This is a genomic window from Nonomuraea sp. NPDC050478 (assembly GCF_044458265.1).
Taxonomy (GTDB): domain Bacteria; phylum Actinomycetota; class Actinomycetes; order Streptosporangiales; family Streptosporangiaceae; genus Nonomuraea; species Nonomuraea ferruginea.
Genome location: NZ_JBITHT010000003.1, coordinates 285,969 through 309,606, shown reverse-complemented (window position 1 = coordinate 309,606; position 23,638 = coordinate 285,969). Strand labels below are relative to the sequence as shown.

The 23,638-nt window shown below is 72.3% G+C and carries 20 protein-coding genes and 1 pseudogene; 11 read left to right on the top strand and 10 right to left on the bottom strand.

Going from position 1 to position 23,638, the window contains the following annotated elements; translation table 11 throughout:
• The first annotated feature begins 517 nt into the window (after positions 1 to 517).
• The 5 genes from ACIBF7_RS15890 to ACIBF7_RS15870 all read left to right on the top strand — a co-directional run bounded on the left by ACIBF7_RS15890 (position 518) and on the right by ACIBF7_RS15870 (position 2,935).
• Positions 518 to 802 carry a hypothetical protein gene (locus ACIBF7_RS15890; protein WP_148030685.1) on the top strand — a complete coding sequence of 95 codons (285 nt, stop codon included), beginning with the start codon at positions 518 to 520 and terminating at the stop codon, positions 800 to 802.
• Between the two features lie 6 nt (positions 803 to 808).
• Entirely contained in the window at positions 809 to 1,333 is a 525-nt protein-coding gene (locus ACIBF7_RS15885; RefSeq protein ID WP_271277415.1) for a MauE/DoxX family redox-associated membrane protein, read from the top strand.
• Positions 1,330 to 1,917 (top strand): hypothetical protein, encoded by a 588-nt coding sequence (locus ACIBF7_RS15880; protein ID WP_271277414.1) that lies wholly within the window; start codon positions 1,330 to 1,332, stop codon positions 1,915 to 1,917. Before ACIBF7_RS15885 ends, ACIBF7_RS15880 begins: the two co-directional genes overlap by 4 nt.
• A gap of 155 nt (positions 1,918 to 2,072) precedes the next feature.
• Positions 2,073 to 2,555 (top strand): hypothetical protein, encoded by a 483-nt coding sequence (locus tag ACIBF7_RS15875; protein ID WP_148030688.1) that lies wholly within the window; start codon positions 2,073 to 2,075, stop codon positions 2,553 to 2,555.
• Positions 2,556 to 2,608: 53 nt separating this feature from the next.
• Positions 2,609 to 2,935, top strand: a complete 327-nt coding sequence (locus ACIBF7_RS15870; RefSeq protein ID WP_148030689.1) for a hypothetical protein — start codon at positions 2,609 to 2,611, stop codon at positions 2,933 to 2,935.
• On the opposite strand, the gene ACIBF7_RS15865 is transcribed toward ACIBF7_RS15870, so the two are convergent.
• On the bottom strand, positions 2,925 to 3,464 hold the full coding sequence (locus ACIBF7_RS15865; protein ID WP_271277413.1) for a hypothetical protein: 540 nt from the start codon (positions 3,462 to 3,464) through the stop codon (positions 2,925 to 2,927). The genes ACIBF7_RS15870 and ACIBF7_RS15865 overlap by 11 nt on opposite strands.
• A 62-nt stretch (positions 3,465 to 3,526) precedes the next feature.
• Positions 3,527 to 3,805, bottom strand: a complete 279-nt coding sequence (locus ACIBF7_RS15860; protein ID WP_271277412.1) for a DUF3040 domain-containing protein — start codon at positions 3,803 to 3,805, stop codon at positions 3,527 to 3,529.
• A 91-nt stretch (positions 3,806 to 3,896) separates the two neighbouring features.
• Here ACIBF7_RS15860 and ACIBF7_RS15855 point away from each other — a divergent pair, with 91 nt between their 5' ends.
• The gene (locus ACIBF7_RS15855) at positions 3,897 to 4,343 is read left to right on the top strand and encodes a MarR family winged helix-turn-helix transcriptional regulator (RefSeq protein WP_271277411.1); all 447 of its coding nucleotides are present in this window, start codon (positions 3,897 to 3,899) and stop codon (positions 4,341 to 4,343) included.
• 36 nt (positions 4,344 to 4,379) lie between these two features.
• Here the strand turns inward: ACIBF7_RS15855 and ACIBF7_RS15850 are convergent, their stop codons facing one another.
• Entirely contained in the window at positions 4,380 to 4,679 is a 300-nt protein-coding gene (locus ACIBF7_RS15850) for a hypothetical protein (protein ID WP_271277410.1), read from the bottom strand.
• A gap of 24 nt (positions 4,680 to 4,703) precedes the next feature.
• On the bottom strand, positions 4,704 to 5,939 hold the full coding sequence (gene glgC / locus ACIBF7_RS15845) for a glucose-1-phosphate adenylyltransferase (RefSeq protein ID WP_271277409.1): 1,236 nt from the start codon (positions 5,937 to 5,939) through the stop codon (positions 4,704 to 4,706).
• A 170-nt stretch (positions 5,940 to 6,109) separates the two neighbouring features.
• Between glgC and glgA the strand changes: the two genes are divergently transcribed.
• Both glgA and ACIBF7_RS15835 read left to right on the top strand, forming a co-directional pair.
• Entirely contained in the window at positions 6,110 to 7,279 is a 1,170-nt protein-coding gene (glgA, locus tag ACIBF7_RS15840; RefSeq protein ID WP_271277408.1) for a glycogen synthase, read from the top strand.
• Positions 7,280 to 7,345: 66 nt separating this feature from the next.
• A complete protein-coding gene (locus ACIBF7_RS15835; RefSeq protein ID WP_219547525.1) occupies positions 7,346 to 8,824 on the top strand; it encodes an Nramp family divalent metal transporter in 1,479 nt (492 codons plus the stop codon).
• Here the strand turns inward: ACIBF7_RS15835 and ACIBF7_RS15830 are convergent, their stop codons facing one another.
• Complete coding sequence (locus ACIBF7_RS15830) at positions 8,825 to 9,229, bottom strand: nitroreductase family deazaflavin-dependent oxidoreductase (RefSeq protein WP_397197415.1); 405 nt, start codon at positions 9,227 to 9,229, stop codon at positions 8,825 to 8,827.
• A 152-nt stretch (positions 9,230 to 9,381) separates the two neighbouring features.
• Here ACIBF7_RS15830 and ACIBF7_RS15825 point away from each other — a divergent pair, with 152 nt between their 5' ends.
• A complete protein-coding gene (locus ACIBF7_RS15825; protein WP_397197414.1) occupies positions 9,382 to 17,169 on the top strand; it encodes a CHAT domain-containing protein in 7,788 nt (2,595 codons plus the stop codon).
• Between the two features lie 26 nt (positions 17,170 to 17,195).
• Here the strand turns inward: ACIBF7_RS15825 and ACIBF7_RS15820 are convergent, their stop codons facing one another.
• A complete protein-coding gene (locus tag ACIBF7_RS15820) occupies positions 17,196 to 17,636 on the bottom strand; it encodes a hypothetical protein (protein WP_397197413.1) in 441 nt (146 codons plus the stop codon).
• A gap of 72 nt (positions 17,637 to 17,708) precedes the next feature.
• Positions 17,709 to 18,663, bottom strand: a pseudogene (locus ACIBF7_RS15815) (helix-turn-helix transcriptional regulator).
• Between the two features lie 44 nt (positions 18,664 to 18,707).
• Here ACIBF7_RS15815 and ACIBF7_RS15810 point away from each other — a divergent pair.
• Entirely contained in the window at positions 18,708 to 19,847 is a 1,140-nt protein-coding gene (locus ACIBF7_RS15810; protein ID WP_397197412.1) for an epoxide hydrolase family protein, read from the top strand.
• Between the two features lies 1 nt (position 19,848).
• Here ACIBF7_RS15810 and ACIBF7_RS15805 read toward each other — a convergent pair whose 3' ends face one another.
• Together ACIBF7_RS15805 and ACIBF7_RS15800 are read right to left on the bottom strand one after the other, a co-directional pair.
• Positions 19,849 to 20,367: a GNAT family N-acetyltransferase gene (locus ACIBF7_RS15805; protein ID WP_271280357.1), complete on the bottom strand. Its 519-nt coding sequence runs from the start codon at positions 20,365 to 20,367 to the stop codon at positions 19,849 to 19,851.
• A gap of 73 nt (positions 20,368 to 20,440) precedes the next feature.
• A complete protein-coding gene (locus tag ACIBF7_RS15800; protein WP_148030703.1) occupies positions 20,441 to 21,208 on the bottom strand; it encodes a sirohydrochlorin chelatase in 768 nt (255 codons plus the stop codon).
• Between the two features lie 200 nt (positions 21,209 to 21,408).
• Between ACIBF7_RS15800 and ACIBF7_RS15795 the strand changes: the two genes are divergently transcribed.
• A complete protein-coding gene (locus ACIBF7_RS15795) occupies positions 21,409 to 22,704 on the top strand; it encodes an MFS transporter (protein WP_397197411.1) in 1,296 nt (431 codons plus the stop codon).
• Here ACIBF7_RS15795 and ACIBF7_RS15790 read toward each other — a convergent pair.
• Positions 22,701 to 23,633, bottom strand: a complete 933-nt coding sequence (locus ACIBF7_RS15790) for an SPFH domain-containing protein (protein ID WP_397197410.1) — start codon at positions 23,631 to 23,633, stop codon at positions 22,701 to 22,703. The two genes, ACIBF7_RS15795 and ACIBF7_RS15790, sit on opposite strands and share 4 nt — an antisense overlap.
• Positions 23,634 to 23,638 lie beyond the last annotated feature (5 nt).

Below are 23,638 nucleotides of genomic sequence, written 5' to 3'. Positions count from 1 at the left end.
AGCTGGCGAGGCCGCTGTCCGGCCGAAGAAGAGCGGGAATCGAATTCCTGAAGGTCGTTGCAGCCTGACCTTAATAGGTGTTTTACGTTAACACAGAAAGTCCGACTCCTCCAAAAAGATATTCTTGTTGATGGGTGAATGATGTTGTACTCTCCTGAAGAGATCAATTCAAAACGATCGACTCTGATGGAGTGGCCGTGGCAGTTCATGAGCCCCCGCAGCGCAACCGCCGGTTGACTCGTCGCTTCTTCACCCGGGCCATGGGCGCCAGCGCGCTGGCCGCCGCCACGACCGTCGCCACTCAGGCGCGGCCCGCTTCCGCACAGGCCATCTGTGAATACCTGTGCTGCCGCCTGGTCTACTGCCCGACCTTCCCCTACAGCACGTGCGCGAACAACGCGTACTACATTTGGGGCTGCTATTCGGGGGCGTCCTTCTGTCAATGCTGTGAGGCCTCCGGAAGGGCCTCCATCAGCTGCTATCCCTGAGCAACGGACGGACGATCCGGAGGCCCGCAATGTCGATCACCCCGACGAATCACGGCTACGCCTACATCTTCGAGAACGAAGGCTCGGTGAACGTGGCGGTATGCGCGCGCATCGAGGACGAGAAGCCTGTCGACGTCATCGCCATTCATTTCCGTACCAAGCAGATCAAGGTCGATACGGCCGTTCAGCTGACCGGGGAGAAGGGCGCCCGCTACTCGACCGCGCCCGTCGCCGTCTACGGCGAGGACCACGTGGTCCACCTCCGCAAGGTAGCCGTGGGCGAAGGGCTGACCGCGGCCGGGCTCCGGTCGTAGCCGGCGATGGGGGTGCTGCCTGCCGTCCTCAGCGCGCTGCTCGCAGCGGCCCTGCTCAGCTCGGGCGCCGGCAAGCTGGTCAGCCCGCACGGTCTGGCCGAGGCTCTCGGTGAGCTGACCGGCGCACGGAGACCGCCGCCTGTGGCCCTGGTCCGGGCGGTCGCCGCCGCGGAGATCGCGCTGGCCGTCCTGGCCGTGTTCGGCCAGGAGCACCTGCTCACCTTGCTGCTGGCGGCCCTGCTGGGAACGGGATTCGCGGTGGTGGGGGTCCTGGGACGGCTGCGGGCGAGCTCACTGCCCTGCGGCTGTTTCGGCCGGAGCGGTTCGCGGTCGTTCGGGGCCTGGAACGTGCTGGCCGGCGCCGCGATCCTGGCCTGGGCCTTGGTGCCGGCGCTGCGTGAGACCGCCTACGATCAGGCTGTCCTGCTGCTCGCGCTGAACACGGCGCTGTTCGTCCCCGTCTGGGCGAACCGCCGCCATCTGATCGTCTTCGTGAGAGGGACCATGGCGCGCGAACGGACCGAAACATGATCACGGCACTGATGGTCACCCTGCTCGTGCTGCTCAGCCTGGCGGTCGTGATCCTCTTCGCGATGCTGGGCGAGCTCAACGCGCGGATCTCCGAGTCGTCCGCGGGCGGCGGGACGAGGCGCCCCGAGTCCGTGCAGCCGCTGCCCGACGCCAAGCTCGGCGCGACGGTCATCGAGTTCCCCGACGGGCTCGCCCGGCCGCCGGGCGTGCTCCTCGTCCTCAGTACGACCTGCGGGGCGTGCCAGGAACTGGCTCCCGAGGCGCGTGGCTTCTTCGCCTCCTCGGGCGTGGACCTCGTCGGCGTCGTGGTGTCGTGCGCGTCGGCCGCCTCAGGGAGGGAGTTCGTGGCGCAGTACGGGCTGGCTGACCTGCCCGGCTACGTGGACGTCTCAGGACAATTCAGCATGTCGGCGCTCGGCGTCGGCATGAGCCCGGCGGCGGTGGCGCTCTCCCCCGATGGGGTCGTGCGGTCCGCTGTGGTGTTCAGCTCCTTCAACGCCCTGTCGAGCTGGATCGCCTCCCTCGACGACCCCTCCGGCGCAGCGGGCGGCGTGAGCGTCGCGCCGGGAAAGGACCTCGTCTGATGGACGTCCCGGCGATCGTGGCACTGGCCCTGGCCGGCTTCGTCCTGCAGTACTGGAGCCCTTGAGGCCGCTCGATGGTCGGCGTGGCCGGTCCATTGTCCAGGCGGTCGCCTGGCGCAGCACGCCGCTTCATCGCGGGCTACTCCGTGGGTCTCGTGGTGGGCGGAACGGTCATCGCGCTGCTGGCCGCCGTCGTGGCGGAAGGGCTCGGGAGCGTGCTCCCGCTCCGGTGGCGCGAGGTGGCGGCGGGCACGCTGCTGGTCGGGGTGGGCGTCGCGGACGTGCTGAACCGCACTCCGCACGTGATGCGGCAGGTGCCCCAGGACTACGCGCGGGCGCTCCGGCCCGGCTGGCGCGGTGTGCTCTGGGGCGTCGACCTCGGTCTGCTGTTCACCACGCAGAAGACCACGTCGCTCATCTGGGGCGCGCTCGTGGTCACGGTGCTGCTCAACCCCATGGCGGCACCGGTGTTCCTGGTCGGAATGGTGATCGGCTCGGTGGCGGGGACGGTGATCGGGACGGCACTCAACCACGTTCCCGGCCGGGCGTTCCTGGGCGGAGAGCGGGTGTTCATCCGTACTGTACGGGCCTTGAGCGGAGTAGTGCTGATATGCCTGGGTTTGCTCCAGATCGTGTAGTGGCCGCCGCCGCCGGGCGCTGTGCCCCGGATCCAGACGGTGGCGTCGTCGTCGTGACCAGGTTCGACTGTGGCGGGCTGTGGCGGCTGCTCGCCTTCCGGATCGCGCACGCCTGGATCTCGGCGCGCATCACGCCGCGGCTCGAAGGGCTCGTCTTCATCGCGACCCGTACGGACGTGGCGGCACGCAGGGTGCTGAGCGTCACCCTCTTCCACAACCTCGGCCAGGTTTACCAGATGGGGAGGATCCCGGCGCACATCAAGGCCGCGCGGGTCACCCGCCGGTTCGGTGTCCGGACCCGCGGCGCCGTTTTCGCCAATGTCGGGGACTGGCGGACGGTGCTGTTCGACGCGGCGGCGGGGGAGCCGGTCATCGACTGACGAACTCCAGGTCGATGGAGTCCGTGTGAGAGCTCCACGCGAGGTCCAGGCGCCAGCATCCGGGGCTCGGCAGGTCGACCGCAGAAGGCCCGGGGCCGCCCTCGACGGTGATGCGCGTCGGCGCGCCCACGCCGTTCAGCCGGGCCTCGATGCGCAACGGCTCGGACGGAACCAGCGGCGCTCTGGAACGCCACAGAATTTTGTTGCCCCGGTCCGGCAGCGGTGGGCTGTAAAGCGGATAGCCGAAAAGGATGGCGAGCATGTCACCGCGGCTGCTGGAGGCATAATGCATCTCTACGCCGGGGGTGAATCCTGTCCGGGCCCAGGATGGCGGTTCGCCCTTGACGGCCCGGAACTCGCACGGCGCCGTGGTGACGGAATCGACGGCGGCCTGGGTCGGCTGTGGCCGAGTTGGAGAGCTGTCATTCATGCAGGCGGCGGAGAGAAGGAGCGTTGCAGCCACCATGACGTGGCGCGACCGCATCAAGCGGACCCCCAGAAAAGGCGGATGAAAGGAAATCACCGCCAACGTACTACAACACCGAGCGATGCCGAAGACCTCAAATCCTCATGCGCCGAGGTCCGCGGTCGTCACTGGTCGTGCTCGTAGGGGTGGGCGCGTGCGTACCAGACCCACGCGGCCAGCCCGGCGAACAGCAGGGCGATGAACGGCGACCCGGCCGCCATCATGATCAGGCAGGACGTGGAGCTGATGGCGAGCAGGACCGTGTAGGTCCGTCTGGACAGGTCGGGCGCTCGCCGGGGCAGGTGCCGCGCGTCGCTGTGGAATGACTCGGTGAAATCCGGATCCTCGTCGCGCAGCCGGCGCTGGATCCTACGCAACTCGTCGCGTTCGCGGTCGTCGAGCACGACACACCTCCTGGGCGCTCGCGCCAGGTGCGATCTCATCTCGTATCCCACCTGAATGATTTACATCGTAGCACGATATAAAATGGATCCCATGGATGGTCACGGGGGGATTCGGGAGGCGGCGGCAGAGAGCGAGCCGCTGTCGAAGCAGGATTTCGAGGCGCTCGCCCGGTTCCGTTTCGGGATCCGCAGCTACCTGCGGTTCAGCGAGGACTCGGTGCGCGCGGCCGGCCTCGCCCCCCAGCAGTATCAGCTCATGCTGGCGCTGAAAGGGTTCCCCGGCCGCGACTGGGCGACCGTGCGGGAGCTGGCCGAACGGCTGCTCCTGCGTCACCACAGCGTGGTCGAGCTGGTCAGCCGCGCCCAGCGGCAGGGCCTCGTACGCCGGAGCGCCCACCCCGACGACGGCCGGGCGGTCCGCGTGCTGCTGACCGCCGAGGGGGAGCGGGTCCTGGCTCTGCTGAGCGCCCTGCACCGCGACGAGCTGCGCCGCATCGACACCATGCTCACCCCGCCGACCTGGGACGCTAGCGGGTGACCAGGGACCACGCCCACCGGCCGGCCCCGGCGCGGGTCACTCGCCGGCGGCCCAGACGGCCTCGAACGCGGCCCCGTCGATCTCGGTCAGGTCCCAGATGTCGAGCGGCTGGTCGGTGAGGAACCCGTGCTCGTCCTGCGGGTGGCGCCACCAGTAGCGGCGTAGCCGCCGGGCCCCGTCGATCTCCGCCTGCCGGATCGCCCAGTGTTCGCCGTCGCCCTCGACGCTCTCGAACAGCCACACCCCGCCGCGCTCGTCGTCGCCGCGCCAGTAACGCCGCGGCCGCTCCGACTCGCTCAGCTCTTTGACCAGGGACCGGCGGAGATCAGGATGCACGCCGCCCACTTTAGGGGAACGCCCTCAGCGGTCGACGATCTCGTTCTTGCCGATCACGACCACGCCGCTCCGGGTCAGGGCGAAGCGGGTGCGGTCGTACTCCAGGTCGAAGCCGATGCGGGCGCCGTCGGGGATGACGACGTTCTTGTCGATGATGGCCTTGCGGACGATCGCGCCCCGGCCGACCTTGACGTTCTCCATCAGCACCGAGTCCTCCACCAGCGAGTGGGAGTGGAGGACGACCTTGGGCGACAGGATCGACCGGACGGCCGTGCCGCCCGAGACGATCACGCCGGGGGAGACCAGCGACTCCAGGGCGCGCCCGACCCGGTCGCCGTCGTTGTGCACGAACTTGGCCGGCGGCAGCGGGTCGTGACCGGTGTGGATGGGCCACTTGTCGTTGTAGAGATTGAAGATCGGGTGGGCCGAGATGAGGTCCATGTGGGCCTCGTAGTAGGCGTCGAGCGTGCCGACGTCGCGCCAGTAGCCGCGGTCGCGCTCGGTGGAGCCCGGCACCATGTTGTGGGCGAAGTCGTAGACGTCGGCCCCGCCCGACTTGACCATCATCGGGATGATGTTGCCGCCCAGGTCGTGTCTGCTGGTCGGGTCGAGCGCGTCCTCGCGCAGCGCGTCGATCATCGCCTGCGTCTTGAACACGTAGTTGCCCATCGAGGCGTAGACCTCGTCGGGGGAGTCGGCCAGCCCCACCGCGTCCTTGGGCTTCTCGCGGAAGGCCACGATGCGCTTGCCCTGCGGGTCGGTCTCGATCACGCCGAACTGGTCGGCCAGCGACAGCGGCTGGCGGATCGCCGCCACGGTCACGTCGGCGCCCGACTGCTCGTGCTGCTCGACCATCTGCCGGGGATCCATCCGGTAGATGTGGTCGGCGCCGAACACGATCACGTGCTCGGGCATCTCGTCGTAGATCAGGTTGAGGTTCTGGAAGAGGGCGTCGGCCGACCCCGAGAACCAGCGCGGCCCCAGCCGCTGCTGCGCGGGCACCGGGGTGACGTAGTTGCCCAGCATGGCCGAGAGCCGCCAGGTGCGGGAGATGTGGCGGTCCAGGCTGTGGTTCTTGTACTGGGTCAGCACGACGATCTTCAGGTAGCCGCCGTTGGCCAGGTTGGACAGCACGAAGTCGATCAGCCGATACATCCCGCCGAACGGCACAGCCGGTTTCGCCCGGTCCGCCGTGAGAGGCATCAGCCTCTTTCCCTCTCCACCCGCCAGCACGACCGCAAGCACCCTCCGGGACCTCATGTCCAGGACGCTACCCCCAATCGGCGCATCTATCGACGTAACTCTGTCCGGCCCTCTCCCGAGGTGTCCGGAGTGATCCCTCTATGTGCCGCCATCAGCGCACCGGTTGTTTCCCGCTCGGGCGCCTGTCACCGTGTCCGGACGCCCGCGATTCCTCGTAAAGTCGAGTCATGCGAGTGGATCTGCTCAGCCGCGAATACCCGCCGGAGGTCTACGGCGGCGCGGGCGTGCACATGGAGTACCTCTCCCGCGAGCTGCGGGAGCTCGCCGACGTGCGGGTGCGGTGCTTCGGCGCCGCCAGGGAGGAGCCCGGGGTGTCGGCCTACCGGACGCCCGCCGGGCTGGCCGGCGCGAACGCCGCGCTCCAGGTGCTCGGCGTCGACCTGGAGATCGCCGCGGCCTGCGAGGGCGCCGACCTGGTCCATTCGCACACCTGGTACGCCAACTTCGCCGGGCACGCCGCCAAGCTCCTCCACGGCATCCCGCACGTGGTCACCACGCACAGCCTGGAGCCGCTGCGCCCGTGGAAGGCCGAGCAGTTGGGCGGCGGCTACGCGATCTCCTCGTGGGCCGAGCGCACCGCCCTGGAGGCCGCCGACGCGGTGGTCTCGGTGTCGGCCGGCATGCGCCGCGACGTGCTGGCCGCCTACCCGCGGATCGACCCGGCCAAGGTGAGCGTGATCCACAACGGCATCGACACCGCCGAGTACGCCCCGGACCAGGACCATCAGATCCTGAAAAAGTACGGCATCGACCGCGATCGACCGTACGTCATCTTCGTCGGCCGGATCACCCGCCAGAAAGGCCTGGTCCACCTTCTGCACGCGGCGCGGTCCTTCGCCCCCGACGCGCAGCTCGTGCTCTGCGCGGGCGCGCCCGACACGCCGGAGATCGCCGCCGAGGTGGCCGGGCTGGTGCGCGGCCTCGACCGCAAGGGCGTGTTCTGGATCTCCGAGATGCTGCCCAAGCCCGAGGTGATCCAGCTGCTCACGCACGCCTCGGTATTCGTCTGCCCGTCGGTCTACGAGCCCATGGGCATCGTCAACCTGGAGGCCATGGCCTGCGAGACCGCCGTGGTCGCGACGACCACCGGCGGCATCCCCGAGGTGGTCGCCGACGGTGAGACGGGCCTGCTCGTACCGATCGACCAGGGCCCCGACGGCACTCCGCACGACCCCGAGCGGTTCGCCGCCGACCTCGCCGGGCGGGTGAACACGCTGCTGGAGGACCCGGCGCGGGCCCGCGCGATGGGGCTGGCCGGACGGGCGCGGGCCGTCGAACACTTCTCCTGGCCCGCGATCGCCCGCCGCACGATGGAGCTGTACGCGTCACTTATGTGACGTAGGTCTCATTTGGGCCTTGTCCTGCCCGCCGTACGGGATCACCCTGAACGGCAGGAGGCAGAGATGACGCATCCCCTCGGAGTCAGCCGCCCGGACCTCGAAGTCACCGATCTGCCGACGCCGGAGGAGGTCTTCAAGGTCCCCCGGATCGGCAAGGTAGAGCTGTTCAAGTTCGCCGTGGGGCCCAGCCTGATCGCCCTCGGCATCTCCATCGGCAGCGGCGAATGGCTGCTCGGCCCGCTCAGCGTCGGTCAGTACGGCTTCGTCGGCGTCGGCTGGGTCATCCTGGTCTCGGCCGTGCTCCAGACGTTCTACAACGTCGAGTGCGCCCGCTACGTGACGGCCACCGGCGAGACCCCGGTGGTCGGCTGGGGGAGGGTGCCGCCGGGCTGGAAGCTGTGGGTCCCGCTGTCGGTGTTCATCGTCATCTTCGCATTCATCGCCGGCGGCTGGGCCGCCTCCGCGGGGCAGGGCGTGTACGCGCTCGTCCACGGCGACATCCCGCCCGCCGGGGCCGAGGAGCCCCGGCTGTGGGCCATCGCGCTGCTCGTGCTGGTCTTCCTGATCACCGCGGCGGCCCGGCGGGTCAGCCGCGCCCTGGAGCTGGCCAACTGGATCATGGTCGGCTCCATCCTGGTCGCCCTGCTGCTCATCGACCTGTTCGTGGTGCCGTGGGAGCTGTGGTGGGAGGGCATCAGGGGCTTCTTCACCCCGGCCGCGCCGCCCGCCGGGATCACCGCCACCCAGCTCGGCGGCCTGGCCGGCTTCACCGCCCTGGCCTCCGGACTGAACTGGTACGTGATGGGCCACTACCGCGACAAGGGCTACGGCATGGGCCACCGCGCCGGTTACATCGCCGGCCTGCGCGGCGGCCGGCAGGAGATCCTGGCCAGCGGCGTCACCTTCCCCGACGACGAGCGCAACCGGGGGCTGTGGCGGCGGTGGTACCGGCTGATCATGGTCGACATGTGGGGCGTGTTCTTCGTCGGCGCCATGCTCGGCATGCTCCTGCCGACGATCCTCATGGCGCACGCGGTCAACCTGTCGGGACAGCAGCCCACCCGGGCGACGGTGCCGACCTTCGTCGCCGCCGCGCTCGGGGACGAGTACGGGCAGGCGATGTTCGTCCTCGCGCTGATCCTGGGCGTGCTCATCCTGTTCAGCACGCAGCTGGGGATCTTCGAGGCGATGGTGCGGGTCACCACCGACGCCGCCCATGCCACCAGCCCCAGGCTGCGCAGGCTCATCGAGGGCGACCCGCGACGCTTCTACTACCCGTTCATGATCGTGCTGCTGATCGTGATCGCGGTCGTCATCCACCTGTCACTGCCGGTGGCGCTGGTGGAGTGGTCGGCGAACATGTCGAACCTCGGTGCGCTGATCTACCCGTTCATGCTCATGTATCTCAACAGCAAGCTGCCCAAGCCGGCGCGGGCGCGCTGGTGGCACCACGTCATCCTGGTGCTCAACTTCCTGTTCTTCGGGTTCTTCTTCGTCAACTTCATCGCGGACTTCGTCGGGGAGCCGCTGGTGACGTTCTGATCAGCGCCGGGGCTCCAGGACCACCACCGGGATCTTGCGGTCGGTCTTCTTGGTGTACTCGTCGTAGTCGGGCCACGTGGCGGTCATCAGCCGCCACAGCTCCGGTCGCTCCTCGTCGGTGGCGGTGCGGGCGCGCGCCTTGAACCGGTCGCTCCTGACCTGCACCTCGACCTCGGGGTCGGCGGCCAGGTTCTTGTACCAGTCAGGATGCGACGGGTCGCCGCCCTTGGAGGCGACCACCACGAAGTCGTCGCCGTGCGGCTGGTAGATGAGCGGCGTCGTGTACGGCTCGCCGGATTTGCGGCCCTTCGTGGTGAGCAGGAGGGTCGTGGTGCCGTTCCAGTCGTGTCCTTCGGCGCCGCCGGTCTCGCGGTAGCGCCGGACGTGTTCCTCGCCATAGAGCATGCCCAGGCACCTACCCCGGCGCGCCCGGCACTCACCCGGGCACGCCGGGGCGTCTGCGAGATGTTGACCCCGCCGCCCATGCGCCAGGCTCGCGGTGGTTCGTCCGGGACGGTGCTGTACGTGAAGGACGGGCTGATGAGAGCCTAGGCCCCATGAAAGATCCGGCCAGGGTGCTCGCTGCCCGAATCGAGGAGTTCGAGCGGGCGGCGGACCCCCGGCTGGTGCTGGACGACGCGGCGCTGGACGACGCCGAGGAGGCCATGCTGGCCTGCGACGGCGGGCCACGCGACGCCGCCGTCTGGCGGCTCGCCGGGGTGCTCCACCTGGCCCGCTACCGGCTCGCCCCCGAGGAGGACGGCGAGGCGGCCGTGGCAGGCGTGTTCTTCGCCGCCGTCGCCGTACTCGACCCCGACGGGCTGCCGGAGCGGCTGCGCGGGACGCACGTCCCGGCCGCCGCCACCGCGGAGACCTGGGCGGAGCTGGCGGAGCAGGTCTTCCGCCACGTGGACGTGGACGCGTACCCGCACGTGGGCCTGCTCCTGCACGCCATACTCCGCCGCGCGTTCGCCGCGCCCAAGGCGGAGGTGTGCGACCGGCTCGGTCAGGTGCTGCTGGAGCAGGCCCTGGACGTGCCCGCACCCGCCTGGGCCGCCGAGTCGCTGGCCATCCTCGGCAACGGCCTGGTGCGGCTGTACCGGACGGCCGGCGACGGCGGCGCGCTCGACGACGCGGTGCACGCCCTGTTCCGGGCCGCGCTCGCCGGCCCAGGCCACGTGACTGACCTGGCGGCGGCGCTCGGGCACGCGCTTCCGGGCGACACCCCCCTGATCAGGGCGTACCTCCTCGCCGCCGGCCGCCCTCCGGGACCGGAACGCTCCGCGGCGCTCCTGGACCTCCTCTTCCTGGCCTCCACCCGCGCCGCCGCGTCCTGCGCCGACGCCGACCTGCTGGCGCTGCTGCGGGTGGGCCAGGCCTGCCTCGACCACTGGCACGAGGCCGGCGCCCACCCGGCGGTCCTGTCCCGCTACGGCACGGCCCTGGTGGAGTGGTACGTGGTCACGGGCGACCTCCGCTCCCTCGAAGCCGGCCGCGACATGCTCGCCGCCCTACCTCCCGCTCCGACCCTCCCGGTGCCTCCCGCCCATCCCGCATCCCGTCCGCACGACCCGGCATCCCCAGCCCCGCTGGATGCCCCGGAAACCGCCCCGAGACCGGACCGTTCCGCAACCCAGCCTGTGGGCCTTCCGGGTTCGTACGGTCACAGCGACGGCTGGCCGGAGGATCCGGTGAGCCATCCGGGATCGTACGGCTACGCCGCCGCCTGGTCGGTGGGCCTTTCCGGTTCGTACGGTCACACCGCGGCCTGGCCGGAGGATCCGGTGGCCTGGACGGGACCATCGGAGCTGGGGAACGCCGCCGCCAGGTTGGACGACGCGGCGACCCGCCTCGACCTGCTCGGCCGCCGCCACTGGCGGCGTTACCGGGGGAGCGGCGACCTGGCGGACCTGGAGATCGCCGTACAGACCCTGCGGCAGGCGGTGGTACGCGCACCGGAGGGACATCCGGAACGGCCCGCGTTCCTCACCGGCCTGGCCGGGGTCCTCCTCCACCGCGCCACACGAACAGGAGACGCCCGCACCGCCATCTCCGCCGCCCGCGCCGCCGTCGCAGCCTGCCCAGGCCGCCACCCCCAGCGCCCCCGAGCCCTCCTCCTGCTCGGCCAAGCCCTACGCCTGGACCTCACCGCGCACACCGCCGCCGAGGCCGTGACAACCCTCCGAAAGGCACTAGCGGCGGATACCGACCCGCGCTTCCAGGCGGAAGCGCACACAGTCCTCTCCGACGTACTACGCCACCGCGCCACCCTCGTCGGCGCAGCCCAGCAGGTACGCGAACCCGCCGAGCCGGACGTGACGGTGCAGACGACCGGGCGCCCTGCGGATTGGGACGCTGAGGCCCTGGCGGGACGCCGGCCGGCCGCCTGGGACGAGGCGGTGCAGGCCGCCGGGCGCCCTGCGGATTGGGACGCTGAGGCCCTGGTAGGACACCAGCCCGCCGATTGGGACGCTGCGGCCCCGGCGGGACGCCGACCCGCCGATTGGGACGCCGTGGAGGCGGCCGGGCGCTCTGCGGACTGGGATCCTGCGGCTCGGGAGGTACGCGGACCCGCCGAGTCGGGTGTGGCGGTGCAGGCGGCCGGGCGCTCTGCGGACTGGGATGGTTCGATCCAGAAGGCTCGCAGCTCCGCCGACGCGGGGGGTGCCGTTCAGGCGGCCCGTCAGATCGCGGACTTGGACGCTGCCGTTCAGGCGGCTCGCAAAGCCGCAGAGCTTGCCTACCTCGCCATCGGAACCACCGCGCCTCCGTCGGGCCCTCCCTCAGCGGTACCGCCGCCGGGCGCATCACCCACATCGCAGACTGTGACTCCGAGGGACCCGTTCGGCGGCTTGCCCTCGGCGCAAGGCACCCCGGCTAGTGCGGCGCGAGAGCCGTCGCCTCGGCCACGCACCCTCGAAGCACCGCCGCCCACGGGGCCGGGAGCGTCGCCCGTACCGCTTGCGCTGGTCAAGGGGTTGCTGGTGCGGTTCACCGTACGAGGTGACGAGCAGGACCTGGTCGAGGCGCTGGAACTCGCCGGGAACGTGCCCGGGGGCGATCCCGAGCTCACCTCGCTGCTCCGCCTGGCGCTCGGCACCTTGACAGGTACGCCGGACAAGCCGCTGGCCGAGGCAGCGACCCGGCTCGCCATGGTCTGCGACGACGAGGAAACCACCCGAGACCTGCTCCGCCTCGGCGAACGCCACGCCAGGGCAGCCAGAGACTCCCGAACCGGCGGCCAGACCAGAACCCCGGGCGCATCGCAGTCACGAGCCACCACCGATACCAGCACAACCACCGACGTTGCCGGTACCGCCGACATCTCCGCCGGAACCGATGGCGTCGCCAGAACGGACGACAGCGACAGTTCCGTCGACACCACTGCTACTGCCCACGTCGCTGGAGCCGGAGGCGTTTCCCGGACCGACGATGGCGCCGTATTCGGGACCGGCGGCGGCGCCGGTTCCTGGAACGTCGCCAGCCCAGCCGATGTCACCGCCGGGACCCCCGACGTCGTCACCGGCCCCGCCAATGCCACTGCCGGCCCCGCCGACGGCATTGCCGGACCCACTTACGTCGCCGCCAGAAGCGGGGACGAGGCCGGAACCGGCGACAGCGCCGATCCCGGTCGCGCTACCGGGATCGGCGGGAGAGCCGCGGAGGAAGGCCCCGGCGACGAAAGCAAGAAGGTACGCGCCGCGACGTATCTGGTGAGGGCCGCAACGGGCCTGGCCGGGCGTGGGCGCCGGAGAATGGCGATCGAACTGCTGGAGCGGGCCGGAAGGGCCTTCGCCGAGGCGGGTGAACCGGTCCAGGCGGCCGACACGTACTCCAGGATCGGGAACGAGCACGAGGAACTCGGCGCCTGGGAGGCCGCGTTACGGGCGTTCGAACACGCCGCCGACGGCTACGGAGCCCTCGGACACCCTCGGGAGGAGGCGGCTCAGCGGGCCGCCATGGGGAACGCCTGCGCCCGGGCAGGGGAGCCACGCCGGGCCGCCGCCTGCTACCGGCGGGCCGCCGAACTGTGCCGGGAAGCGGGCCTGCACGCGGACGAGGCCACGTACCAGGAAAGGGCCGCCGCGGCGTACCTCGACGCGGGCGACCGGGCGGAGGCGCTGGAACGTGCGGGCCGCGCCCGCGAGCTGCACCTGACCCGCGGCGACGCCGAGCGGGCGGCGCGGGCGCTCATCCCGGGCGCGCGGGCCGGCGCCGAGCTGGGCCACCTGCCCGCCGCGGCCGAGCTGATCAGCACCTGCGCGTCCGAACTGGAGGCCATCGGCAAGTGGGACGACGCCTGCCAGGCGCTGGACGGGCACGCGGTGCTGCTGTACGAGCTCGGGCACGCCGATCACGCGGCGGCGTGCGAGGCCGCCATCGTGGACGTGGTCCGGCGGCGCGGCCAGCGGCGCGAGGCCGCCGACGAGTGGTACCACATCGCCCGCCGCCGTCTCTCCCGCGCCGACGTGCCCGGGGCCAGGCGGGCGTTCGAGCGGGCCGAGCGCGCCTACAACCAGCTCGGCCACCGGGACGGGGTCGCCGCCGTGCGCTACCACCTCGGCGTGATCGGCTTCACCGGCGCCGGGATGGAACAGGCCACCCAGGACTTCGGGACGGCCGCCGAGGCGTTCGCGGCCCTCGAACGCGTCGCCGCCGCCCGGACGATGCGCGCCGCCTGCCTGGTTGAGCTGGGCCGCTGCGACGAGGCCTCGGCCGAGCTTGACCTGGCGATGCGCCCCGCCGTGGCGGAAGGCGACATCGGCGCCCTGTTCTCCATCGCCCTGGTACGCGCCACCGCCGACCTCCGCACCGGCCACCCGGACGACGCACTCGACCGGCTCCGAGCCGCCCTCGGCCTGGCAGCGGGCGACCCCCTGAGGGAAGCGGTAGTCCACGAACGCCTCGCGGTAGTCCACGCACACAACCGCCCAGCGCCGAAGCACCGCCCAGCCCAAGTCGGCCAGCATCCCCCCACAGGTTCCGGGCTTGGTCCGGCGGCGGGGGAACGTTCGTCGGTCGGTTCGGCGGGGGACCAGGCAGCCGCAGCAGGGGACGAGCGTCCGCCGGTGAGTTCTGGCGGTGGTGCGGCGGGGGAGCGTCCGTCGGTTGGTTCTGCAGCGGACCGCGCAGCGAGGGCGGGGGAGCGTCCGCCGGTGGGTTCTGTGGGCGACCGCGCAACCGAAGTCGGCCATCATCCCCCGGCGGGTTCCGAGAGTGGTGCGGCGGCGGGGGAGCGTCCGTCGGTTGGTTCTGCGGTGGACCGCGCAGTGGGGGTGGGGGGGCGTCTGCCGGTGGGGCCCGGAGGTGGGCCGGTCGCCGGGGTGGGCGGGCTGGGGGAGCGGGAGGACGGTGGCTGGGGGGCTGCTCGTGCGGGGGGATCGGCGGCTGTGGTGGAGCATCTAGGGCTGGCCGCCGACGGCTTTCGCGCGACCGGGCACGCTGGTCTGGCCGCGCTCGCCTCGTTGCGTCTCGGCTTCGCGCTGGAGGAGCGGGGCGACCTGCGCCGGGCGAGGAAGGCGCTGGAAGAGGGGCTCAGTGGCGCGGTGACCGGGCCTACGGGGGACGCACCGTACGAGGTGATCCCGGTCGGGGGAGCGGATCCGGCCGTGCTGGTGCGGCTGGCGGAGCTGCAGTTCGCGGCGGGGGAGGTCGCGCGGGGACGGGCGGCGCTGGCGCAGGCGCTGGCCGCGGTGCGGCGCGGCGGCGCGGACCCGGAGCTGGCCGAACGGCTGGCCGAGCGGGTGCGCATCGAGGAGGCCGAGGCGGCAGGCGATCTGTCCGGGGCGCTCGCGCTGGCACGGCAGGCGGCCGGCGCCGCCGCCGACCCGCGCCGCCGCTCCGGGCTGCTGGCCAAGCTGTGCGCGCTGGCGCTGGAGGCGGACGATCCTGAGGCCGCGTACGAGTACGCGAAGCATGGGTGCGACCTGCGTGACGGCCTGCTGAGCGAGCACCTGCGCGGGCGTGGCGCCGCCGCGGTCGCGCTGGGGCGCACGGCCGAGGCGATCGGTCACCTGGCGGAGTCCGTCCGGCTGGCGCGCGAGTCCGGGCAGGCGATGCCGGTGCGGCTGGTGGCCGCGCTCGGGGCGCTCGGCGCGGCGCTGGCGGAGGACCGGCGCTGGTCGCACGCCGGGGCGGTGCTCGCCGAGGCGCTCGCGCTCGCCGCCGGCCCCGTCTGGCGCGGCATGCGGGCGTCGCTGCTGGCCGTACGGGCGAGGACGCGCTTCCGCCAGGGAGACGTGGACGAGGCCGCAACTCTCTACCAGGAGGCGCTGGCGCTCGGGGAGGCCGTCGGCGACGACGCGACCGTGGCCACCGTGTGCGGGGAACTGGCCCCCGTACACGCGGCCAGAGGAGAACGCGACAGCGCGGCACGGCTCGCCGAACGGGCCCTGGACATCGACCGGGCGCGCGGACGGCAGCGAGCCGTGGTGCGCGACCTGATCGCGCTGGGCCGGCTGGGCGACGTCGACCGCCTGGCCGAGGCGCTGTCGCTGGCACAGCGGATCGGCTTCGGCGAGGGCCAGGCCGTGGCGCTGGCCGAACTCGGCGCTCTGGACCTGCGCGCCGGCCGGTTCACCGCCGCCCGCGCCCGCGCCTCAGCAGCCATCGACCTCCTCGAAGCCGGCACCCAGCCAACAACGGGGAACGTTCAGCGGCCGGCGCCGTTCAGCGGCGGCACCCTGCGACCGACTGCCGCCGCCGGCGGACAGCCGCCGGAGCCGAGCGTCGGCGGCCTACACCAGCGGGAACCGGTTGGCGATGAGTCGCAGGGATCCGGGCCGGTTGTCGAGGGCGCGCGGCAGCCGGATGGTGAGGTGCAGAATCCGCCCGTCGAGAGCGCGGTGCGGTCGGACTTGGCTGCAGGTGAGCAGCAGAGGTCGGTTGTCGAGGGCGCAGGGCGGTCGGACTTGGCTGCAGGTGAGCAGCAGAGGTCGGTTGTCGAGGGCGCGCAGCAGTCGGATGGTGAGGTGCAGAGTTCGGCCGTCGAGAGCGCGGGGCGGTCGGACGTGGTTGCAGCTGAGCCCCAAGGGTCGGTTGCCGGGGGTGTGGGCCGGTCGGGTCTGGGTGGGCAGGGGCCGGGGGCGGCTGTGGGTGGGGTGTTGTGGTCGGACGGGGACGACGGCGGGGGGCGCGTGCCGGGGCTCGGCGGGGCGCATCGGGCGGAGCTGGCCGCCGCGTATGCGACCAGGGCCGCGGCGGGCGAGGAGCTGGGTGAGCTGGCGGCCGCACTGGCGGACGCCGAGCGGGCCGGTGAGCTGGACGACACGGGTTCGGCGGCGGCCGAGCGGCTCCGTTCCAGGGCGGTGGGGCTGGCCGTCCGTCTGGGGCGCGGGGCCAGGGCCTGGGCGCATGCGGAACGGGCCAAGGAGACGCTGCTCGGGCTGGAGGAGAACGTCGCGCGGTCCATCGGCGTCGACCCGGGCCGGCTCCTGGACCTGCTGCCGGAAGGAAGCGGCGTCGTAGCGTTCCACACCGGCGAGGCGCTCGTCAGCGTGGTGGCGCACCGCGCGGGATGGGCGAGGCCGCGCGCGTTCGCCACCTCGGCAGGGCCGGAGCTGCTGGCCGAGTTCGCCGCGACGGCGAGGGCCGGCGACGGCGGGCGGCGGCGGGCCGAGCTGTGGCGGGTGGTCGCCGACCTGCTGCTCGGCGAGGCGATCGAGGCGCTCGGCGACGATCTCGACGTGCTGTATCTGCTGCCGCACGGCGACCTGCACGGGCTGCCGCTGCACGCGCTCGCCCCGGGCGGGCGGCTGCTGCTCGACCGCTACGCCGTGGCATACGCGCCGTCGGCGGCCGCGCTGGCCCGGCAGGCGCTGCGCCGCGCCGGTCACGGCGGCCGGACGCTGGTGGCGGGCCAGGGCGAGGACGCGGCCGCCGTCGCCGCGGTGCTGGGCAGCCCGCCGGTCACCGCGGCCGCCCGCGATCTGGAAGGCGTCTGGGACACCGTGCACCTGGCCTGCCCGGCCTGCTACGACGGCGCCGACCCGTACGGCTCGGGGATCCGCCTTCCCGGCGGGCTGCTGAACGCCCGCGCGCTCATGGACCTGAGCATCGAGGCCCGGCTCGTCGCCGTGAGCGGCTGCGAGCCGACACCCGGCGGCGCGGGCGTGACAGCGCTCGGGCACGCCCTGCTGCGCGCGGGCGCCGCCGCCGCGCTGCTGCCGCAGTGGCCGGCGCACCCCGAGGTGGCGCGGGAGCTGCTGCCGTCCTTCCACGCCAGGCTGGCCGCCGCGGGCCCGGGCAGGGCACTCAGGGCGGCGATGCTGGAGTCACGCGAGCTGTACGGGTCGTCGCGCCCGGACCTGTGGGCCCCCTACACCCTGATAGGACTGGCCGCCTGAAGGGCCACGACAAGCAGGCCGGGCCGTCAGAGGTAAGGCCGCGCTACCGTCACCAGCTCGGCCGGGGCGTCGCGGGTGCCGACGTGGAGCGCCGTGTCGGGGGTGCGCTCGCGGACGTCGCGGTCGCGGATGGCGAACACGGCGGGCGGCGCGCCGGCGTCGCCGTAGCGGACCGAGACGGCCGCGCCGATCGCCGTGCGCAGGTCGGCCACCACCTCACGGACCGGATGCGCGTCCCCCGAGACCGCCAGGTGGCCCAGCATCCCGGCGAAGCGCGACTCGGTCTCGGCGGCGGGCCGCTGCCCGGGCAGCACCGGGCGGTCGAGCCAGAACACCTTGCCCGACAGGAAGGCGTCGTAGCCGAGCGTCCGCGCCGCGCCGGCGACCAGCTCGCCGAACTCCGCCAGCTCGGCCCGGGGCGGCAGGTCGGTGGTGACGAACAGGGGAACGATCAGCGAGTCGAGCATGGGCCATCCCTCCGTGAGGAGGCTCATGGTAGGGCCCGCCACCGACAATTCCCCGCGCCGACACCCGGCGTCTCAGCCGTCAGCCGCGTCGGCCAGCCTGCGGGCCAGCACTCGCAGGTGCGCCGCCAGCTCGGGCGGCTCGCGCACCTCGAAGGCCATCCCCAGCGACACCAGCCAGAACGCCAGCTCGTCCAGCGAGTTGGAGCCGCTGGTCAGCAGGCAACCGCCCCCGTCGAGCGGCTCCACGGCGGCCACCGACGGCGGCATGCGCGCCACGACCGTCTCCGCGGGCGCGTGCACGATGACCTGGCACCGGTAACGGTACGGCGCGCTGGAGATCCTGTGTGAGGCGTAGGCGGCCAGGTCGTCGGCAGGCGGCTCCCGAGGCGTGAACCGCGGCCCGTTCGGCGTGCGCAGCCGCAGCCGGTCGACCCGGAACACCCGCCAGTCGTCCCGCCCGGGGTCGAACGCGACCAGATACCAGCGCCGTCCCGACGCCACCAGCCGGTGCGGCTCCACCCGCCGCTCCGTGACCGTCCCGTCCCCGGCCCGGTAGTCGAAGCGCAGGCCCTCGTGGTCGCGGCAGGCGGCCGCGATGGCCGACAGCGTGCCCGCCTCGACCGCGGGCGCGCCGCCGGTCAGCGGCACGGTCATCGACTGCAGCGCGTTCACCCGGTGGCGCAGCCGCGACGGCAGCACCCGCTCCAGCTTGGCCAGCGCCCGCACCGAGGTCTCCCTCGATGCCCGCCACGCCGCCCTGCGCGGCCGTGCGCAGCCCGACGGCCACCGCCACAGCCTCCTCGTCGTCGAGCAGCAGCGGCGGCAGGTCGCTGCCCGCGCCGAGCCGGTAACCGGGCACCCCGGCCGACGCGTGCACCTGGTAGCCCAGCTCCCGCAGCCGCTCCACGTCGCGACGCACCGTACGGGCCGAGACGCCGAGCCGCCCGGCCAGCTCCGCGCCGGGCCAGTCGCGCCGCGTCTGCAGCAGGGACAGCAGTTTCAGCAGTCGAGCCGAGGTCTCCAGCACACCTAGGACCGTACCTGTCCTAACCGGCTTCTAGCGTGGGCGTCATGGACAACGACATCCGGCCCTTCCGCATCGACGTCCCGCAGGCCGACCTGGACGACCTGCGCGAGCGCCTCGCCCGTACCCGCTGGCCCGACGAGCTCGACGACGCCGGCTGGTCGTACGGGGTGCCTGTCCCGTACGCGCGAGCACTCGCCGAGTACTGGCGCACCGGCTACGACTGGCGCGCGCACGAGGCGGCGCTCAACGCGTTCCCGCAGTTCACCACCGAGATCGACGGGCAGAACGTGCACTTCCTGCACGTGCGCTCACCCGAGCCGGACGCGCTGCCCCTGCTGGTCACGCACGGCTGGCCGGGGTCGGTGGCCGAGTTCATGAAGGTCGTCGGCCCGCTCACCGACCCCCGCGCGCACGGCGGCGACCCGGCCGACGCCTTCCACGTCGTCGCCCCGTCCCTCCCCGGCTTCGGCTTCTCCGGGCCCACTCGTGAGCGCGGCTGGGACATCGCCAGGGTCGCGGCGGCGTGGAAGGAGCTGATGCGCAGGCTCGGCTACGGGCGGTACGGCGCGCACGGCGGCGACACCGGCGCCGTCATCTCCCCGATGGTCGGCAGGCTCGACCCGGAACGAGTCGTCGGGGTGCACGTCAACGGCGGGCTCGGCTTCCCGAGCGGGGATCCGGCCGAGCTGGAGGGCCTGACCGAGGCCGAGCGGGCCCGTCTGGCCGTCTACGGCGACCAGGACGGCTCCGGCTACGCGATGATCCAGTCCACCCGGCCGCAGACGCTCGCGTACGGCCTGCACGACTCCCCGGCAGGGCAGCTCGCCTGGATCGCCGAGAAGTTCAAGGAGTGGACCGACCCGGCCCGCGAGCTGCCCGAGGACGCGGTGGACCGCGACCAGCTCCTCACCGACATCAGCATCTACTGGCTCACCGGGACCGCGGGCTCCTCGGCCCGGCTGTACAAGGAGAGCGCCGCGTCCTGGGGCCGAGGGCAGGAGCCGTCGGCGCTCCCGCACGGGGTGGCCGTCTTCCCGGGCGACCCCGGGGTCCGCCGCGTCGCCGAGCGCGAGCACAAGATCGTGCACTGGTCGGAGTTCGACCGCGGCGGGCACTTCGCCGCGATGGAGGCGCCCGACCTGCTGGTGGGGGACGTCCGGGCGTTCTTCGGGCTGGTCCGCTGAGTCAGCGGCCGCGCCACTCGTCCTCGATCGCGGCGTGGATCACCGAGTCGCGCCAGCCGTCGGGGGCGGCCACGTGGTGGCGCAGGCGACCCTCCTCGACCATGCCCGCCGTCAGCATGGCCAGCTGGGCGGGCAGGTTGGCGGGGGCCCGCGCGCCCCAGATGCGGTGCAGGCCGAGCTGCTTGAAGCCGAAGGTCAGCAGCAGCCGTACCAGGTCGGTGCCCATGCCCCGGCCCCAGTGGTCGGGGCGCAGGCCGAGGCCGATCTCGGCGCAGTGCGGGCGTTCGGCGTCGATGTGCAGCCGCGCGACGCCGATCACGCTCCGGTCGTGGGCGTCGAGCACGGCCAGCGCGTACAGGCGGCGCGGCTTCTCGGCGGCGGCGGCCACCGCCTCCCGCACAACCTCGGCCACCTGCCCGACCGTGCGGGGCGGGAACGGCATATGTTGGGTGGCCGCCGGATCTCCGTAGATCGCGTGCAGTGGCGCGGCATCCGACTCGGTGACCTCACGAAGCCACAAACGCTCACCTTTGCACACGACCTCGCACATGGGCCGACGGTAACGCTACTTGAGTGATCTCTACAAGCCCTTGTCAAGTGGCCAGTTGACTGCCGTAAGCGCGGGCGACAAGTTCGGCGATCATGCTGTGCGCGCCGATCGGCTCCGCGTGGCCGGCGCCGATCGCCTCCGCCGCGCGTCGCCCCAGGTCAGCCGGGGCCTCGTGGCCGATCACACACGGCGAGAGCGCCAGCCGCTGGGCGCCGGCCGCACGCAGCCGGTCCGCGGCCACGGCGACTCCGGGCTCGCTGTCAAGTGAGGCGGCCACCACCGGGAGCGTCAGCCGGGAGGCCAGCAGCACCGCGGTCGCCTGTGCCGCGTGCACGGCCTGCTCGCCACCGGTCGTGCCGAGGATGACCGCGTCGACGGGGCTGTGGACGTTGAGCAGGCGCACCCGGTCGGCCCTGGCCAGGCCGCGTTCGGCCAGCTTGATGTGGAGCGCCTCGGCCAGCAGCGGGTGCGGGCCGAGCGCGCCCGTCACGACGGCGCCCGAGCCGCTGTCGGCGACGGCCCGGCCGATCTGGCCGAGGACGGCCGGATCGTCCCAGGTGAGCAGGGGCACCACGATCGCGTCCCGGCCCTCCGGCAGCGCCGGGGCCAGCTCGTCCACGGTGGTGAGCCGTACCTCGATCTGGGGGTTGTCGACGCGCACCACGGCGGCGATGTCCGCCGCCACGCCGGTGGCGCTGCCGGGCGCGGCGAGCACGAGTACGGGCGCGTCCGGCGGGAGGGACGTGGGGACCGGCCGCCGGTGCCGGCCGCCGCCCGGGCGGGGGGAACGTTCACGTACAGGGAGGCTCACAGGCGCGCAGTTTATGCGTAAACGGTCGATCAGGTTCTGGGAATCGGCGGCGATTGCGTTACAACGTGCGAAATGGTGACCGAGATCACATCGTGACGCTCGTGGGCGTTGACTTGCGCGCGTTCAGCAGCAAACTGTGGATCTACTAGAAACGCGTTCTAGAGCGACCCTTTGTCCCGCTCGTGCCCCGGAGGTTGGGGATGAAGCCGTTCTACGTCCGCGAGCTCAGCGTCTATCCCGTCGGCGCCCGCCGCGTCCGCCTGCTCGCCATCGCGGTGCTCGCCAGCCTGGTGGCCAACTTCGAGACCACGATCGCCACCATCCTGCCGCTGCTGATGACCGACCTCGGCATGTCGCTGGAGGAGTACGGGCTCATCGCGGCGCTCTCGGTGCTGGTGGGCGGGGTGTCCGCCGGGTTCGGCGGCATCCTGTCGGACCGGTGGGGCCGGGTCGCCATCCTGGTGCCCACGCTCACCGTCACCGCCGCCTGCAACTTCCTGCTCGCCACCGTGGACTCGGTGAGCGGGCTGCTCGCGGTCCGCTGCCTGATGCTGTTCATCGAGGGCGCGGGCATCACCATCACCGCCTCGCTGGTGCGCGACTTCTCGCCCCGGATGGGACGGGCGCAGGCGTTCGCGTTCTGGACCTGGGGCCCGGTCGGCGCCTCGTTCCTGGCCTCCGCGCTGGCGAGCCTGACGCTGCCGCTGTTCGGCAACGCCTGGCAGTCGCAGGCCATCCTCATGGGCGTCGTCTCGCTCACCCTCTGCGCGATCATCATCTGGCAGATCGCCGAGCCGTCCGCCGCGCTGCGGGCCCAGGTCATGGACGCCGAGGCGGAGGTGAGCGCCGAGGAGAAGATCGACCCGGGCAAGCTGAGAGAGCTGTTCCGGCACCCGCACCTGTGGGCGCACGTGCTCGGCAACACCGGCTGGCAGGTGCTCTACTGGACCTTCGCCATCTTCGGCCAGACGATCCTGGTCACCGCGTTCGGCATGGCCGCGGCGGCCGCCAACGGCGTGGTCGCGCTCGGCATCGTGCTCAACGCGCTGGCCGTCATCGCGGTCGGCCGGATCTCCGACCGGCTGCGGCTGCGCAAGCCGTTCACCGCCGCCGGGACCGTGCTGACCATCGCCGCGCTGGCCTACTTCATCGGCCTGGTCGGCGCCGGCGCCTCGGCCACCCACGTGGTGGTCGTGTACGCGCTGCTGTTCCTGGCCCTGGGCATCGCGTACGTGCCGTGGATGGCCAACTTCTCCGAGAACGCCGAGGACGTGGACGCCCGTCTGCAGGGCTCCGCGCTCGGGCTGTGGGGGATGGTCGTCCGCGTCATGATCGTGGCGATGCTGGTGGTCTCGCCGCAGGTCGTCGCCGCGGCCGGCTGGGAGACGTGGCTGATGGTCGGGCTGGGCGGCCAGGTGCTGTTCCTGCTGACCCTGGCCGCCTTCAAGGGCCCGTGGCTCACCCGTGCCCCTGTTCCGGGCGAGCCCCGGACCTAGCGGGTGGGCACGACGACCGCGTCCTGGTTCCCCGGGGCGTAGACGGTGATCCCCTGGGGGAGTGACTTCAGCTTGTCGATCTCGGCGCAGGCGGGGCACTTGTCGTAGCCGTCCTGCCTGGCCTGGTTGGCCCTGGCCTCCGCCTCGGCCTGCGCCACCCTCGCCTGCGCCTCGGAGACGGCGGCGCCGGCCGCCAGCGAGCGGTCCACCGACTTCTGCACCTCGGCCGGGAGCGTGATCCGCGACAGAGAGAAGGTCATGCCGGTGAAGAACGCGCCGCCGAGCGTGCGCGGCAGGTCGCGGGCGAGCGCGGCGTTCACCCCGTCCTGCACCGCCCTGATGTTCGTGTTGCTGTCGCGCGGCTTCAGCGCCGAGCTCTCCAGCAGTGCGCACGACGGCACCAGCTCGGCGCAGCGCCGGGCGCCCACCTCGGTGCGGAGCGCGTTGTCGATCACCGGCCGGACCGCCTGGCCGAAGAACGCGGTCCACCCCTCGTCGCCCTCCCACGCGTACAGGAAGGAGTCGTCCTGGCCGCGGAAGGTACGGGTGCCGTACTTGTCGTCGAAGGTCTTCAGCGTCGCCGGATCCAGGTTGAGCGTGAAGTACAGGGTGCCCTCGACGCCCAGGTTCACGCCGTCGCCGCTGGGCACCGTCACCACGTCCACGCCCAGCGTGGTGGCGCGCCTGGCGTCCGCGGTGATCGTGTAGAAGCGCTGCTGCGCCGGGTACGGGTGCACCGACGACCACAGGCCGGCCCAGGTCAGGCCGGAGCCGGGCGGGATGACCTCGCGCACCTGGTTGTCGTCGAACCAGCCGCCGTCGCGGACCACGGCCACCTCGCCGGCGTCGGTCCTCTCGAGGCCCCCGACGAGTCCGACGAGCGTCGGCACGCAGATCAGCGCGGCGATCACGAGCAGGGCGGTTCGCATGGTCG

Excerpts from the sequence above, each read along its gene's own strand:
- ACIBF7_RS15890 (WP_148030685.1), top strand. The coding sequence starts at position 518 with ATGTCGATCACCCCGACGAATCACGGCTACGCCTACATCTTCGAGAAC.
- ACIBF7_RS15835 (WP_219547525.1), top strand. The coding sequence starts at position 7,346 with ATGACGCATCCCCTCGGAGTCAGCCGCCCGGACCTCGAAGTCACCGAT.
- ACIBF7_RS15810 (WP_397197412.1), top strand. The coding sequence starts at position 18,708 with ATGGACAACGACATCCGGCCCTTCCGCATCGACGTCCCGCAGGCCGAC.
- ACIBF7_RS15825 (WP_397197414.1), top strand. The coding sequence starts at position 9,382 with ATGAAAGATCCGGCCAGGGTGCTCGCTGCCCGAATCGAGGAGTTCGAG.
- ACIBF7_RS15885 (WP_271277415.1), top strand. The coding sequence starts at position 809 with ATGGGGGTGCTGCCTGCCGTCCTCAGCGCGCTGCTCGCAGCGGCCCTG.
- ACIBF7_RS15790 (WP_397197410.1), bottom strand. The coding sequence starts at position 23,633 with ATGCGAACCGCCCTGCTCGTGATCGCCGCGCTGATCTGCGTGCCGACG.
- ACIBF7_RS15830 (WP_397197415.1), bottom strand. The coding sequence starts at position 9,229 with ATGCTCTATGGCGAGGAACACGTCCGGCGCTACCGCGAGACCGGCGGC.
- ACIBF7_RS15880 (WP_271277414.1), top strand. The coding sequence starts at position 1,330 with ATGATCACGGCACTGATGGTCACCCTGCTCGTGCTGCTCAGCCTGGCG.
- glgA (WP_271277408.1), top strand. The coding sequence starts at position 6,110 with ATGCGAGTGGATCTGCTCAGCCGCGAATACCCGCCGGAGGTCTACGGC.
- ACIBF7_RS15820 (WP_397197413.1), bottom strand. The coding sequence starts at position 17,636 with ATGCTCGACTCGCTGATCGTTCCCCTGTTCGTCACCACCGACCTGCCG.
- ACIBF7_RS15795 (WP_397197411.1), top strand. The coding sequence starts at position 21,409 with ATGAAGCCGTTCTACGTCCGCGAGCTCAGCGTCTATCCCGTCGGCGCC.
- ACIBF7_RS15855 (WP_271277411.1), top strand. The coding sequence starts at position 3,897 with ATGGATGGTCACGGGGGGATTCGGGAGGCGGCGGCAGAGAGCGAGCCG.
- glgC (WP_271277409.1), bottom strand. The coding sequence starts at position 5,939 with ATGAGGTCCCGGAGGGTGCTTGCGGTCGTGCTGGCGGGTGGAGAGGGA.